This window comes from Janthinobacterium longum (assembly GCF_051380735.1).
Classification (GTDB): Bacteria; Pseudomonadota; Gammaproteobacteria; order Burkholderiales; family Burkholderiaceae_D; genus Janthinobacterium.
Window position 1 is genome coordinate 441,592 of record NZ_JBNYXQ010000001.1, and the last position, 14,231, is coordinate 455,822.

Annotated in this window: 13 protein-coding genes and 1 riboswitch; of the genes, 8 read left to right on the forward strand and 5 right to left on the reverse strand. The window is 64.2% G+C overall.

The features are described from left to right. The first annotated feature begins 37 nt into the window (after positions 1-37). Positions 38-100, forward strand: a riboswitch (Fluoride riboswitch). 96 nt (positions 101-196) lie between these two features. The 6 genes from ACQ4WM_RS01995 to crtB all read left to right on the forward strand — a co-directional run bounded on the left by ACQ4WM_RS01995 (position 197) and on the right by crtB (position 7,557). After that, entirely contained in the window at positions 197-1,516 is a 1,320-nt protein-coding gene (locus tag ACQ4WM_RS01995) for a voltage-gated chloride channel family protein (RefSeq protein WP_436545040.1), read from the forward strand. A 142-nt stretch (positions 1,517-1,658) separates the two neighbouring features. Further along, entirely contained in the window at positions 1,659-2,612 is a 954-nt protein-coding gene (locus tag ACQ4WM_RS02000) for a polyprenyl synthetase family protein (RefSeq protein WP_436545041.1), read from the forward strand. Continuing rightward, the gene (locus tag ACQ4WM_RS02005) at positions 2,609-3,916 is read left to right on the forward strand and encodes a glycosyltransferase (RefSeq protein WP_436545042.1); all 1,308 of its coding nucleotides are present in this window, start codon (positions 2,609-2,611) and stop codon (positions 3,914-3,916) included. The genes ACQ4WM_RS02000 and ACQ4WM_RS02005 overlap by 4 nt, the downstream gene beginning before the upstream one ends. After that, complete coding sequence (crtY, locus tag ACQ4WM_RS02010; protein ID WP_436545043.1) at positions 3,909-5,105, forward strand: lycopene beta-cyclase CrtY; 1,197 nt, start codon at positions 3,909-3,911, stop codon at positions 5,103-5,105. Before ACQ4WM_RS02005 ends, crtY begins: the two co-directional genes overlap by 8 nt. After that, positions 5,102-6,592, forward strand: a complete 1,491-nt coding sequence (locus ACQ4WM_RS02015) for a phytoene desaturase (RefSeq protein ID WP_436545044.1) — start codon at positions 5,102-5,104, stop codon at positions 6,590-6,592. Before crtY ends, ACQ4WM_RS02015 begins: the two co-directional genes overlap by 4 nt. Then, positions 6,589-7,557, forward strand: coding sequence for a 15-cis-phytoene synthase CrtB (gene crtB / locus ACQ4WM_RS02020; RefSeq protein ID WP_436545045.1), 969 nt, complete (start codon positions 6,589-6,591; stop codon positions 7,555-7,557). Before ACQ4WM_RS02015 ends, crtB begins: the two co-directional genes overlap by 4 nt. On the opposite strand, the gene ACQ4WM_RS02025 is transcribed toward crtB, so the two are convergent. Further along, complete coding sequence (locus ACQ4WM_RS02025) at positions 7,469-7,987, reverse strand: sterol desaturase family protein (protein ID WP_436545046.1); 519 nt, start codon at positions 7,985-7,987, stop codon at positions 7,469-7,471. The two genes, crtB and ACQ4WM_RS02025, sit on opposite strands and share 89 nt — an antisense overlap. 26 nt (positions 7,988-8,013) lie before the next feature. On the opposite strand from ACQ4WM_RS02025, the gene ACQ4WM_RS02030 reads away from it, so the two are divergent. Together ACQ4WM_RS02030 and ACQ4WM_RS02035 are read left to right on the forward strand one after the other, a co-directional pair. Then, positions 8,014-8,472 carry a DUF2141 domain-containing protein gene (locus ACQ4WM_RS02030; protein WP_436545047.1) on the forward strand — a complete coding sequence of 153 codons (459 nt, stop codon included), beginning with the start codon at positions 8,014-8,016 and terminating at the stop codon, positions 8,470-8,472. Continuing rightward, entirely contained in the window at positions 8,472-8,831 is a 360-nt protein-coding gene (locus ACQ4WM_RS02035; protein ID WP_436545048.1) for a DUF1294 domain-containing protein, read from the forward strand. Before ACQ4WM_RS02030 ends, ACQ4WM_RS02035 begins: the two co-directional genes overlap by 1 nt. Positions 8,832-8,833: 2 nt before the next feature. Here the strand turns inward: ACQ4WM_RS02035 and ACQ4WM_RS02040 are convergent, their stop codons facing one another. The 4 genes from ACQ4WM_RS02040 to ACQ4WM_RS02055 form a co-directional block, all read right to left on the reverse strand. Continuing rightward, positions 8,834-9,577: a DNA-binding protein gene (locus ACQ4WM_RS02040; protein ID WP_436545049.1), complete on the reverse strand. Its 744-nt coding sequence runs from the start codon at positions 9,575-9,577 to the stop codon at positions 8,834-8,836. 294 nt (positions 9,578-9,871) lie between these two features. Then, positions 9,872-10,489, reverse strand: a complete 618-nt coding sequence (locus tag ACQ4WM_RS02045; protein ID WP_436545050.1) for an LON peptidase substrate-binding domain-containing protein — start codon at positions 10,487-10,489, stop codon at positions 9,872-9,874. Positions 10,490-10,543: 54 nt separating this feature from the next. Then, complete coding sequence (locus ACQ4WM_RS02050; RefSeq protein WP_436545051.1) at positions 10,544-11,782, reverse strand: DEAD/DEAH box helicase; 1,239 nt, start codon at positions 11,780-11,782, stop codon at positions 10,544-10,546. A gap of 76 nt (positions 11,783-11,858) precedes the next feature. Next, entirely contained in the window at positions 11,859-14,072 is a 2,214-nt protein-coding gene (locus tag ACQ4WM_RS02055) for a TonB-dependent receptor plug domain-containing protein (RefSeq protein ID WP_436545052.1), read from the reverse strand. Positions 14,073-14,231 lie beyond the last annotated feature (159 nt).

Sequence of the window (14,231 nt, forward strand, 5' to 3'; positions counted from 1 at the left end):
CCCACCATGGCGGCCGTTGCCATATTTCCTGATATAATTTTCGCCAGGAGATGGCATTCCTCCTTCAACCGCCCCTCGGGCTGATGATGCCTACACGGTTTCCCTGACATGGGGAAGGTGTAGGCGCAGCTGTAAGTGCACGTGAGGCCTTCCACATGTCCGGGTTTGTGCATAACACACAAGCAATAGGGCACGCATGAAACACTACAAATTTCCCGAGCAAATCGAGCTGTTGCCGCATCTGGGCAAATGGCTTTTGTTGTCGGGCACGGTCGCCGCGCTGGCGGGCACCGCATCGGCATTTTTCCTGTTCGCGCTGGACTGGGCAACTGCCACCAGACTCACCCATCGCTGGTTGCTCTGGCTGCTGCCGGTCGCCGGCTTTGCGGTCGGCTGGCTATATCTGCGCTTTGGCCAGAGCGTCGAGGCAGGCAACAACCTGCTGATCGATGAAATCCACGATCCACGGAAAATGATACCGCTGCGCATGGCGCCGCTGGTGCTGGGTGGCACCATTGTCTCCCATCTGTTCGGTGCATCGGTCGGGCGCGAGGGAACGGCGGTGCAGATGGGCGGTGCGCTGGCCGACCAGTTCACCCGCCTGTTCAAGCTCGACAACGAGGACCGCCGCATTATCCTGATGGCCGGCATCAGCGCCGGCTTCGCTTCGGTATTCGGGACGCCGCTGGCCGGCGCGATCTTCGGCCTGGAAGTGCTGGCCATCGGCCGCATGCGCTACGAAGCGCTGCTGCCTTGTATCGTGGCGGCCGTTATTGCCGACCAGGTCGGCTTGCTGTGGGGCGTGCATCACACCCACTATGCGATTGCTGTTATACCGCCCATCGCGGCGTGGCCATTGCTGGCGATGGTGATCGCAGGCGCCTTGTTCGGCCTGACCAGCATGGCATTCGCCAATGCCACCCACGCCCTGGGCGGCTGGATGAAACGGCGCGTCTCCTACGCGCCCTTGCGGCCGTTTTTTGGCGGCATCGTGGTTGCGGCAAGCGCCTGGCTCCTCGGCGCCGACCGCTACCTTGGCCTCGGCGTGCCAACCATAGTCGAGTCCTTCCAGCAGCCACTGCCGGCCTACGATTTCCTGGCCAAGATGGCCTACACCATCGTCTCGCTGGGCAGCGGCTTCAAAGGTGGCGAAGTGACGCCGCTGTTTTATATCGGCGCCACGCTGGGCAACGCCCTCGCCCCCATCTTGCACTTGCCGATCCCCTTGTTGGCCGGCATGGGCTTTGTTGCCGTGTTTGCCGGTGCCGCCAACACGCCGATTGCCTCCACGTTGATGGCGATGGAACTGTTCGGTGCAGAGGTGGGCGTGTATGCGGCAATAGCCTGCGTGGTCAGCTATCTGTTTTCGGGGCACACCGGCATCTATCGCTCACAGCGCATCGGCCATGCCAAGCACCGCCCTACGCCCGAAGGGATGAAGCTGGGGGAAGTGGCTGCTTACCGGAAGCAGCAGGCACAGCAGGCGGCGATTGAAAGCGATGCCCCGCCATTGTGAGCGTGACGGCACGGCGGCGGCACGGACTTTTTCCTGAGTCTGCCCGCTGATTCAAGGCAGGACGTCACTTTTTCCAGAACTCCGATACACTCTCGCAAGAACAGTCCGGCTTGTTCCAGCCACGCTAACGGGAGACCAGTGCATGACCCTAGAAAGACGACGCTTCGGTGTCGCCATCAATGAGCCTCACGCGGTGGCGGCAGAAGACCACGAGGCCATGAAGCGCCGCTTCGAAGAGCGGATGCAGCAACTGCTCGCCGATGGCACCGACATGCTGGGCATGTCCATGCGCGCAGCGGCCCTGGGCGCCGGCAAGCGCCTGCGCCCACTGCTGCTGATGACCATTGCGCGCGACCTGGGCTGCAATTCGCCGGTGCTGATCGACGTGGCCTGCGCGGTGGAACTAGTGCATGCCTCGTCGCTGGTGCTCGACGACATGCCATGCATGGATGACGCCAGGCTGCGCCGCGGCGCACCGGCCATCCACGTCGCGTATGGCGAGGATGTCGCCATCCTGGCTTCGATCGCCTTGCTCAGCCGCGCGTTTCGCATCATTGCCTCGGCCACCGATCTCGACCCGCTGGTACGCACCAGCCTGGTGACCGCGCTGGCCGAAGCGATCGGCGCGCAGGGGCTGGCCAAGGGACAATTCCAGGACCTGCACGGCGGCGCCGCGCGCTCGCCCGACGATATCGCCATGACCAACCAGCTGAAAACCGGTGTGCTGCTGGGTGCCACGGTCGACATGGCCGCCATCATCGCGCAAAGCGATGCACGCGTGACCCAGTCGCTGCGTGCCTTTGCGCTCGCCGCCGGCCAGGCTTTCCAGATCCGCGACGACCTCAAGGACCTGCCCGGCAACGACAGCGCGATTACCGGCAAGGACGTCGGCCTCGATGCGGGCAAGGCCACTCTGCTCACCGCCCTGGGCGTGGACGAGGCGCAGCGCCGCCTGTCGCATCATTTGCAGGAAGCAGACCGCCACCTGCTGGACGCAGTCGGCACGCGCCAGGGTACGCGCAGCTTCCTGCACAGTTTTTTTGCCGCCCCTGCCCCCGCTCACGGCACGGCGCAGGAAATGCTGGCCGGCGCATGAGCCATTTCGGCGTGGTGGCACCAGCCTTTCCCAGCCATTTCAGCGCAATGGAGGCCTTGTCGGCGGCATTGATCGAACGCGGCCACCAGGTCACTTTTTTCCACCGCGCGGAAGCGGCCGGGTGGCTCGGTGACGCGCGCATCGGCTTTCATGTGCTGGGGCAATCCAGCCACCCGCGCGGCACCCTGGCCGCAGCGCTGCAGCGCGCCGCCAGCCCCGGCAGCCCGTGGGGCCTGCGCCGCGTGATCGCCGACATGGCAGGCACCACCGACATGTTCTGCCGCGAGCTGCCGGCGGCCGTGAAAAGCTGTGGCATCGACGTAATCCTGGGCGACCAGATGGAAGCTGCCGCCGGCATGGTGGCGCAAGCGCTGTCGCTGCCCTTCATCTCCGTGGCCTGCGCGCTGCCGATCAACCGCGAAGCGGGCGTGCCGCTGCCAGTGATGCCGTTTGCCGCAGGTCGTGACGAGCGTGCGCTGCGCATGTGCCAGGGCAGCAGCGATGTGTATGACTGGCTGATGGCGCCGCACCGGCGCAGCATCGCCGCAAACGCGCAAGCGCTGGGGCTGCCGGCGCGCGATGGCATGCACGACTGGCTGTCGCCGTTGCTGCAACTGAGCCAGACCGTGGCCGGCTTTGATTTTCCCAGGCAGCAAGCGCCAGCCCAGTTGCATCATGTGGGTCCGCTGCGCGGCGCGCCGGGCAGCGGCCGCAGAATCGACACCAGCGGCGCACCCGACCTGGCCACGGTGGACCCGCAGCGCCCTTTTATTTTTGCTTCGCTCGGCACCCTGCAAGGCCACCGCCACGCACTGCTGCTGCGCATCGCCAGGGCTTGCCGGCTGGCCGGCGCGCAACTGCTGGTGGCCCACTGCGGCGGCCTCGATGCAGGCCAGAGCGAGAAACTGAAACAGGCCGGCGCCACCTGGGTGTGTGCGTTTGCCGACCAGCAGGCCGTGCTGGCACGCGCCGATGCCGTTATCTCGCACGCCGGCCTGAACACCGTGATGGATGCGGTCGCCGCCGGCACGCCGATTCTGGCCGTGCCGATTGCGTTTGACCAGCCGGGCGTGGCGGCGCGGGTCGAGCATGCGGGCATAGGCCTGCGCGCCTCCGCACGCTGGGCCAGGCCGGCGCACATGGCCGCGCAATTGCGCCGCCTGCTCGACGAACCGGCCTTTGCCCGCCGCTGCACCGAGCTGGCCGGCGCCGTACGCACGGCTGGCGGCACGGCGCGTGCAGCAAGCCTGATCGAAGCAGCGCTGCAGCCATCTGGCCAGGGCGCGGGAGCGGCGCATGCGTGAATCCGGGCAAGCAAGCAACGCCGCACACTACGATGTGATCCTGGTGGGCGGCGGCCTGGCCAATAGCCTGATCGCCTGGCGCCTGCGCACGCAGCGCCCGGAACTGCGCATCTTGCTGATCGAGCGCGATGCCCGGCTGGGTGGTAACCATACGTGGTCCTTCCATGACGGCGACCTCAGTGCCGCCCAGCATGCATGGCTGGCGCCGCTGACAGCTGCGCGCTGGCCCCGTTACGAGGTCATCTTTCCGCAGCATGCACGCACCCTGGAAAGCGGCTACGCCAGCATTGCCTCGCAGGATTTTGCGCGCGTGATCGCGCAAGCGCTGGGCGATGCGCTGCGGCTGGACACGCCGATACAGGCCCTCACGCCCACCAGCGTGCACCTGGCCGATGGCGAAATGCTGCAGGCGCGCGCCGTGATCGACGGACGCGGTATGCGCCATAGCCCCCACCTGGCGCTCGGCTACCAGACCTTTCTGGGCCAGGAAGTGCGGCTGGCCGCGCCGCATGGTTTGACCGCCCCCATCATCATGGACGCCAGCGTCGAGCAGCAAGGCGGCTACCGCTTCGTCTACGTGCTGCCGTTCGGCCCGGACCGGGTGCTGATCGAAGACACGCATTATGTTGATACCAGCGCCTGGGAGCCCGAACGCCTGCGCGCCAATATCGCAGACTATGCCGGCGCGCGCGGCTGGCGCATCGCCGAAGTGCTGCGCGAAGAACACGGCTCGCTGCCGATCGTGCTGGCTGGCGATGTCGACCGTTTCTGGAGCGACCTGCAGGGCCAGCCCTGTTCCGGCCTGCGCGCCGGCCTGTTCCACCCGACCACCGGTTATTCGCTGCCGCACGCGGTGCGCCTGGCCGAGCGCATCGCCGCGCTGCCCATTCTGGACGCTGCCACGCTGTTCGACACCATCCGCAGCAATGCCTTGCAGGAATGGCGGGGCCAGCGTTTTTTTCGCCTGCTCAACCGCATGCTGTTCCTGGCTGGCGAGGCGGACCACCGCTGGCGCGTGATGCGCCGCTTCTACCATTTGCCATCGCCGCTGATCGCGCGCTTTTATGCGGGCCGGCTGACCCTGGCCGATCAGGTGCGCCTGGTGTCGGGCAAGCCACCGGTGCCGGTGGTGCAGGCGATCAAGGCAGCACTCCAATTCCACCCTCATCAAATCAGGAAACCTGAATGAACAATGCAAAACAAGCGGTGGTCATCGGCGCCGGCTTTGGCGGCCTGGCGCTGGCCATCCGGCTGCAGGCGGCCGGCATGCAAACGACCTTGCTGGAAAAACGCGACAAGCCGGGCGGGCGCGCCTATGTGTATGAGGACCAGGGCTTCGTGTTTGACGCCGGCCCCACGGTGATCACCGATCCGACCGCGCTCGAGGAGCTGTTCACGGTGGCCGGCAAGAAGATGTCGGACTACGTCGAGATGCTGCCGGTGGCGCCGTTCTACCGTCTGTGCTGGGAAGACGGCCACCATTTTGATTATGTCAACGATCAGGAATCGCTGGACCGCCAGATCCATGCGCGCAACCCGAAGGACGTGGCGGGCTACCAACGCTTCCTGGCCTATTCCAATGCCGTGTTCGAGGAAGGCTACCTGAAGCTGGGCGCCGTGCCCTTCCTGTCGTTTCGCGACATGATTTCCGCCGGGCCGCAGCTGGCCAAGCTGCAGGCCTGGCGCAGCGTCTACAGCATGGTCTCGCGCTTTATCGAAGACGACCATCTGCGCCAGGCGTTTTCGTTCCACTCGCTGCTGGTGGGCGGCAATCCGTTTGCCACCTCGTCGATCTACACCCTGATCCACGCGCTGGAACGACGCTGGGGCGTATGGTTCCCGCGCGGCGGCACCGGCGCGCTGATCCTGGCACTGGTGCGTTTGTTCGAAGACCTGGGCGGACGGATTGAACTCAATGCGTCAGTAGCGCGCATCGACACCAGCGGCAACCAGGCTACCGGCGTGCGCCTGGAGGACGGCCGCGTGTTTCCGGCGCAGATGGTGGCCTCGAACGCCGACGTGGTGCACACTTACGGCTCGCTGCTGGGTCACCACCCGCGCGGCGTGTCCGAAGCGGCGTCCCTGAGCAAGAAGCGCTTTTCCAATTCGCTGTTTGTGCTGTATTTCGGCCTCAACCATCACCATGAACAGCTGCGCCACCACACGGTGTGCTTCGGCCCGCGCTACGAAGGCCTGATCAAGGATATCTTCAAGGGCCAGCGACTGGCCGACGATTTTTCGCTGTACCTGCATGCGCCGTGCGTGACCGATCCGTCGCTGGCGCCACCGGGTTGCGGCAGCCACTATGTGCTGGCGCCCGTGCCGCACCTGGGCAATGCCGATATCGACTGGGCGGTGGAAGGGCCGCGTTACCGCGACCGCATCTTTGACTATCTCGAAGAACGCTATATGCCGGGCTTGCGCAGCCAGCTCGTAACCAGCCGCATCTTCACGCCGCATGACTTCCGCGATGAGCTCAACGCCCACGTGGGTTCGGCCTTTTCGCTCGAACCCATCCTCACCCAAAGCGCCTGGTTCCGGCCGCACAACCGCGACCGCGACGTCACAAATCTGTACCTGGTTGGTGCCGGCACCCATCCAGGCGCCGGCGTGCCGGGCGTGATCGGTTCGGCCAAGGCGACGGCCGGCCTGATGCTGGCGGACGCGGCACGATGAGCGAGGCGCTGCTGGCACACGCTACCAATACCATCGCGGTGGGCTCGAAAAGTTTTGCCGCTGCGGCGCGCCTGTTTGCACCCGAGGTGCGGCGCAGCGTGCTGATGCTGTATGCCTGGTGCCGCCATTGCGACGACGTGGTCGACGGCCAGGAACTGGGTTTTGCTGCGGTGGCGCATGCGCACAAGGATGCTGCCGCCACTGCCCTGGCGCAGCTGGAGGCGCAGACGCGCCAGGCGTACACGGGGGTGCCCATGCAGGAGCCGGCCTTTGCCGCCTTCCAGGAAGTGGCGCTGCGCTGCGCGATCGCGCCGCAATATGCGTTCGACCACCTGGCCGGTTTTGCGATGGACGTACAACAGGCGCACTACGAAACGCTGGACGACACCCTGCGCTACAGCTATCACGTGGCCGGCGTGGTCGGCCTGATGATGGCCACCATCATGGGGGCGAAACAGCCGGCCGTGCTGGACCGCGCTTGCGATCTGGGCATCGCCTTTCAGCTGACTAATATCGCGCGCGACATCGTCGACGATGCGCAGATCGACCGCTGCTACCTGCCGGCGCAATGGCTGCGCGAGGCCGGCATTGCCCACAATGAGCTGGCGCTGCCGCAGCACCGCGCCGCGCTGGCCAGGGTGGCGGCGCGCCTGGTCGACCAGGCGGAACCATATTATGCGTCGGCGAGCGCTGGCCTTGCCGCCCTGCCCCTGCGTTCGGCATGGGCCATCGCTACGGCGCAGCGCGTGTATCGCCAGATCGGCATCGAAGTGAAGGCGCGCGGCGCGAGCGCGTGGGACCAACGGGTGGGCACGTCGCGCGCCACCAAGCTGTGGCTGCTGGTGCGCGGCGGCGTCGACGCGCTGGCCTCGCGCTTCAGGAAGACGGCGTTGCCGCGTCCTGCTGCTTTGTGGCAGCGGCCTCACGCAACGGACCGCCATGCAGCGCCTGCAGTTGCCGTTTGAGTTGCGTGACCGGCGGCGCATACAGGAAGCCGAACGAAACGGCGCCGTCCTTGCCATGCACGGCGTGGTGCATGCGGTGCGCCTGGTACAGGCGCTTCAGGTAGCCGCTCCTGGGCACGTATTGAAACGGCCAGCGCTGGTGCACCAGGCCATCGTGGGCAATAAAGTACAGCATGCCGTAGACGGTCATGCCGGCGCCTATCCATTCGAGCGGATGGCGCCCTTCCGTGCCAAGATAGATCAGCACGACGGCGATGCCGGCAAAGACGACGGCATACAAATCGTTTTTTTCGAACCAGCCGGTACGCGGTTCGTGGTGGGAACGGTGCCAGCCCCAGCCAAAACCGTGCATCACATATTTATGCGCGACCACCGAGAACAGCTCCATGAACACCACGGTGGCCAGCACGATCAATGCATTGATTAACATTTGTTTTTAACAGGAGTGACAAAAAGATGAACAAGCCTACCATAGCAGCGCCCACACACCGCACAATCGCTTCCACCGTGGCCGCCGCAGCCCTGCTGTGCACCACCCTGCTGGCCACCGGTGCGGCGCTGGCCGGCACCATCGAAGTCCACGTGACCAACATCAGCAACACCAAGGGCCAGATCCGCGTGGCCGTCTGCGATCAGGAACGCTTCCTGAAGCAATGCGTGCATACGGCCTCGGCGCCGGCACAAGCGGGCGAGACCGTGCTGAAGGTGTCCGGCGTGCCGGCCGGTACCTGGGCCGTGCTGGCCTACCACGATGAAAACGACAACGCCGAACTCGATCGCAACATGCTGGGTATCCCCAAGGAAGACTACGGCTTCAGCCGCGACGCGGCCAGCCGCTTCGGCCCGCCGAAGTTTGCCGACGCGGCCATCACGGTGGAAGACGGCGACATGGCGGTGAAGATCAAGCTGCACTGATGCGCAAGGCTGCGATGCCGTATTTCGTTCTGGCCCTGTTTGCCTTGCTGTATCTTGCCGCCACGGTGCTGGTCCAGTTGCCGCCGCTGGTCGCTGCCGTGTATGGCGTGATGAGCCTGACCTGCTTTGCCGTCTACGCCATCGACAAGCGCGCCGCGCGTGCCAACACCTGGCGCACGCCGGAAAAAACCTTGTGGCTGCTGGGACTGTTGTGCGGCTGGCCGGGCGCCCTGCTGGCCCAACAATGGCTGCGCCACAAGAACGCCAAGCGCTCGTTCCAGGTGGTGTTCTGGATCACCGTGCTGGTCAATATGATGGGCTTTGCGTGGATGACGCTGCAGTACGCGCAGGCGGTGTAACGTCAGACTGGCGTCTTGAATATCGGGTCCACGATGAACTGCTGAGCTTTAATTCGCAAGGTACGCTCTTCGTCCAGCTCGGCGCGCGTTTCGCCCAGTTCTTCGCGTTCGGCTTCCAGTTCCAGGCGCGCGGTGGCCAGTTCGGTTTCCACGCGGGTCAGGGTTTCCAGTTTCAGCTGGGCCGCGATCAGGTCGGCGCGCGCCGTTTCGGCCGCCGCTTCCAGGCGCGGTATGCCTTCGAGCCTGAACTGCGCCTTGGCCAGGTCCATGCGTGCCTGCTCGGCCGCTTCTTCCAGGCGTGGCAAGCCTTCCAGCCGTAGCTGGGCCTTGGCCAGGTCGGTGCGGGCCTGGTTCGCTACCTGGCGCTCGCGCTCGAGTTCGGCGCGCAAGGTTTCCAGCTCGGCCGCCTGCAAGTCGAGCAGCTCTTGCTGGCGCTCGTTCTCGCTGGCCAGGTCCATCAATTCCTGTTGATTGTCATTCATCTCGGCGTCATGCGCAGTCTGGCTGGCGTTCAGTTCCTGTCCTACGAAATCAAGTATGGCCTGGCGCAGCACGGGCGACAGTTCGGCTGCGGCGGCGAGCTTGCGCTGCGCGCCGGCCTTGCGCCTTTGCCACAGCTTGCTGATGGTGCCCAGGCAGGCGCCGCCACCCAGTTTTTCGCGCAGCGCGCGCACCGTGATGGGCAGGCCCTCGGCCGCCATCGCGTCCATCGCCGCATTGATCTGTTCTGCGCTTGCTTTTGCCATGTTTGTTCTCGTCCGGGTTGCCTGCGGCTGGAAAGCCGCATTGCTCAGGGGCATCATACTATTCCAGCGGGGCACCTGGCGTAAAGTATTTCAGAAAAGAAATTCCAATTACATAACAAAGTCAGATCCAGGCACAGCCTGTGCAATTTAACGCGTAACAAAATCGTAGCGAGCGGCAGCGAGGCTCGGCGCCCCCGTTGGGCTAAAAAGCGCAGCTGTGCGAATGCACGGGGCCGCCGAGGCAGTGAGCATCGCAGGCCGCAATTCGCGACGCGCAGCAGGTTTTGTTAGACGTTAATCTTCCAGCAAGCCATTTTCGGACAAGGTATCCTGGATCAGTTCCAGGCGCAGCACGGGGTTTTCCTGGCTCAGCAGCAATTGCTTCTGCACCGGCGTCAGCGACAGCAGTTCGCACCAGCGGTTGGCGACCCAGCCGCATTCATCGAGCCGGTATGGCGGCTGGATCGGCATCTGGTCAAGCGGGATTTTTTGTTCTTGCAAGGTGCGGATCAGCGCGCCCAGAGCGTCTGCCACGTTTTGCTGTTCCTGCGGAATCGGCACCGCCATGTCTGGCGGCAGCAACGCCACTTCAGCCATCCACAAGCCTGTTTTCAGCTGTTCGCTCGACACAATCTGAAAACGCTGGGTGCCCATGCATTTGATCTGCAGCAGGCCCGACAACGGTGCGGCCCAGTCGAGCACCCTGGCCAAGGTGCCGACCTGGGCCAGGGTTTCATCCTGGCCGGGCTTGCGCACCTCCGTGCCGTCGAGCAATTGCACCACGCCAAACGGCTGCTCGCCGGTGATGCATTTGCGTATCATGTCCAGGTAGCGCACCTCGAAGATCTGCAGCGGCAGATAGCCATCGGGATACAGCACCGTATTGAGCGGAAACAAGGGTATCGAAGTCATGCCTGCATGATGGCATGAATGCGCGGGGCGTGCAGCACGACTCAGGCGCCAGGCCTACTTGTAGAAGCGGCGCTTGGCCGCGCGTTCGGCCGCCTTCGGCGCCAGCACCTTGACCGGCTTTTTCTGGATCGCGCCGCCGGCGGCCGTGCCCGGTACGCGGTGTTCGGCCTCGAAACCCGCTTCCTCGCTACGTTTCAGGGTCTGCCGCGTCAGCGCTTCAACCGCCGACAGCAGCTCCACTTCGTCTGCGCAGACCAGCGAAATCGCTTCTCCGCTGGCGCCGGCACGGCCGGTGCGGCCGATGCGGTGGATATAGTCTTCGGCCACGGTCGGCAGATCGAAATTGACCACGTGCGGCAATTGCTCGATATCGAGGCCGCGCGCGGCGACGTCGGTCGCCACCAGCACTTGCACTTCGCTGGCCTTGAAACGGGCCAGTGCACGCAGGCGGTTCGGCTGGGTCTTGTCGCCATGAATCGAATCGGCACTCACGCCCTGCTCCAGCAAGGTTTTCACCAGCACTTCGACACCCTTGCGGGTTTTCACGAACACCAGCACCTGGCCCCAACGTTTTTTCTTCAGCAAGTGCAGGAACAGTTCCGGCTTGCGCTTCTTGTCGCACACGATCACCGACTGTTTCACCGCTTTCACGGTGCTGTTGCGCGCACTCACTTCCACCGACACGGGATCTTTCAGCATGGTTTTCGCCATGGCACGGATCGCGTCCGAGAAGGTGGCCGAAAACAGCAGGGTCTGGCGCTGTTTCGGCATCGTCATCAACAGCAAATCGAGTTCGCGTTCGAAGCCCAAATCGAGCATGCGGTCGGCTTCGTCGAGTACCAGGGTTTGCACCTGTTCGAACTTGATGGCGCCCTGTGACTGCAGGTCCAGCAGGCGGCCCGGCGTGGCCACCAGCACGTCGAGACCCTTGCGCAGCCTGGCGATCTGCGGCTCGATCGGTACGCCGCCATACGCGACAAAGCTGCGCAATGGCAGGTTGCCACCATAGCTGCGAAAGCTCGCATACACCTGCTCGGCCAGCTCGCGCGTGGGCACCAGCACCAGCACGCGCACGCACTGCGGCGCCACCATGCCTTCCAGCGTCAGGCGCTGCAGCAGCGGCACGGCAAAGCCAGCGGTCTTGCCGGTACCGGTCTGGGCAGCAGCCATCAGGTCGCGCCCGGCCAGTACCGCAGGGATCGCATGTGCTTGCACGGGGGTTGGCTTGGCATAGCCGAGCTCGTCGAGTTTGCGGACCAGGGGATCGATCAGGCCGAGGGAGGAAAACGTCATGGGGAACCTTGCAGCAGTAAAGGACAGCGAATAAGAAGCCGCGATTATAAGACACTGCCCTTGCCAGCTTGCGAAATTAAAATTTCATTTCCATGGTGGCGCGCGCCTGTGGCGAGCTTGGCGATATCGCGTTGCGGGCGATGACGCCGGTCGCGTCGGTATAGATGGTGTTGCTTTCAAAATCCTGTGCCAGCAAATTCGTCACCGCCAGGCGCAGCTGGTTTTTCGGATTGAATTTCCATAGCGCATACAGGTCGAGGTCGCGCCGCGGCGTGGTATAGGCGCTTTGCTGCTGCGTAATGCGCACCGGGCCGCCATTGCGGAAATTGAAGCTGCCGCCGGCCGTCAATACGCCGTCCGCCGTCTTGTAGTCGAGGCCGAAATTGCCGCTGACCGGGGTTTGCTGGTCTAGCCGGTTGTTCGGTCCCGGCACCTGGTCGACCTGCGACCAGTTGCGGCTGATGCTGGCGCGCACATCGATTGCCGGCACCGTAGCCGGCAGCACGGCGCGCAGCGGCAACTTCGCTTCCAGTTCCACGGTTTGCGTATTGGCGCGACCGTCGTTGACGGGCGTCGAGACCCAGCGCTCCTCGATCAGCAGCAAGCCCTGCCGCGTGTAGCCGTCAATGCGGCGCGCCGAGGCACGCGCGCTGATCAAGGCGCCTTCTGCCCAGTAATGCTCATACGAAGCGTCGAGGCCCAGCGCCAGTTCCGGTTTCAGGTTTGGATTGCCTTCGCGGTCCGGGTCGGTCTGGCTGTTGTTGGTCGAGGTATTTCGGCGCGGGATCAGGCTGGCCGCCGGCTGCGCCTTGTAAGTGCGCGTCAAGGCCAGGCGGACCTGGTCGCCTTTGGTATCGGGCAGTTTCCACAGGGTTTGCAACAGCGGACTCCAGACGCTGGTACGCTGGCGCACGGCGTCAAAACTCTCGCCCGTGCTGCGCGTATCGATGCCTTCCCAGCGCACGCCGGCATACATCGACCAGCGCGGCGTGATTTCCCAGTCGTCCTGGGCAAACAGTGCCAGCCGCCGTACCAGCGCATCGAAATCCTCGTCGCTGTTGAACGGTGGGCGGCCGTTGGGCAGCAGCGCTTCTCGCTGGCGGCGCTCTTCCTCGCGCTCGGTATAGGCGCCGTCCCAGCCCATCGACAAGGCATGGCCCGGTACCAGAGGAGTCGAATATTTGCCGGTCGAGCGGACGCCGTTCTCGGTCGACTTCACGTCCACCGCGCGCTCGAGCGCCAGGCCGGCGCCACCGATATAGCCGCGCTGCAGGCTGTCCGAGGTATTGCGCGCGCCGGTCGCGCCGAGCTTGAGTTCCAGCCTGGCACCGCCGTCCAGCTTGTGCATCCACGTCAGGTCGGCGCGGCCCATGGAATTGTGATTGCTGGAGCTGCCCGTATTGGTATCGTAATCGGGGCGCGCCCCCAGTTCCGTCTCGGCGCGGCTAACGTTGCGGTGCTCGCCACGGCCCAGATTGACAAAGAACTGGGCGGTCACCGTGTCGCCGCTTTTCAGGGTCCAGTTCAGGCGCGGCGACAAATTGATGCCTTCCGGACGGCCGTCGCCGCTGCCGGTGGTCCGGCGCAGCAGGTTTTGCCGGCCGTCGGGCAGGTAGCCCAGGTCCAGCGCGGGATTGTCGTAGTGATAGTCGTAGCGGTACAGCGAACCGGCCATCGAGTAGGAAAATTTGCCGTCGCGGTCAGACAACTGCAGATTGACCGTTGGCGAGAAACTGTCGCGACTACCCGCCAGGCCCAGCTTGAGTTCGCGCTGCGCTGTCTTGACGGCCTTTTTCAGTACCACATTGATGGTGCCGGCGATCGACTGGGTGCTGTATTCGGCGCTGGCCGCATGCAGGATCTCGATGCGCTCGATCACGTCAGGCGACAGCGTATCGAGAGAAAATCCGGCCGGCGCGCGCTCGCCGTTGAGCAATATCTGTGTATAGCCGCTGCCCAGGCCACGCATGCGGATCTCGCCGCCAGTGCGGCCGGCCGCGCCCGACACGGTAATGCCGGGCAGGCGCTTGAGCACGTCGGTGACACTGGTATCGCCATACTTGAGGATCTCTTCGCTGCCCACCACCATCTTGCTGGCGGTGTCGTCACGCCGCGGATCGTAGCCGCTGCCCTTTACTTCCACCTTTTGCACGGCAGGGGCTGCATCGGCTGGCGCAGCCGGCGTGGCGGGCTTGGCATCAACCGTGGCTTGCTGGGCACTGGCATTCCAGGCAAACAGCACGGCGGCGGTACACATGGTGAGGCGAAACAGAGGCAAGGACGATGGCATGATGTATGGGCTGCGTGGCGCGATGAAATGGCTGGATGCTGAAGATGGCAGCGGCATTTTGCAGCAAAATTTTGCTCTACGGCAGCGTTTCCAGAAAATAAAGTTTTTATCAAATTAAATGCGGCCATCGACGCAACAGCCCGTCAGAATATGGTCAAT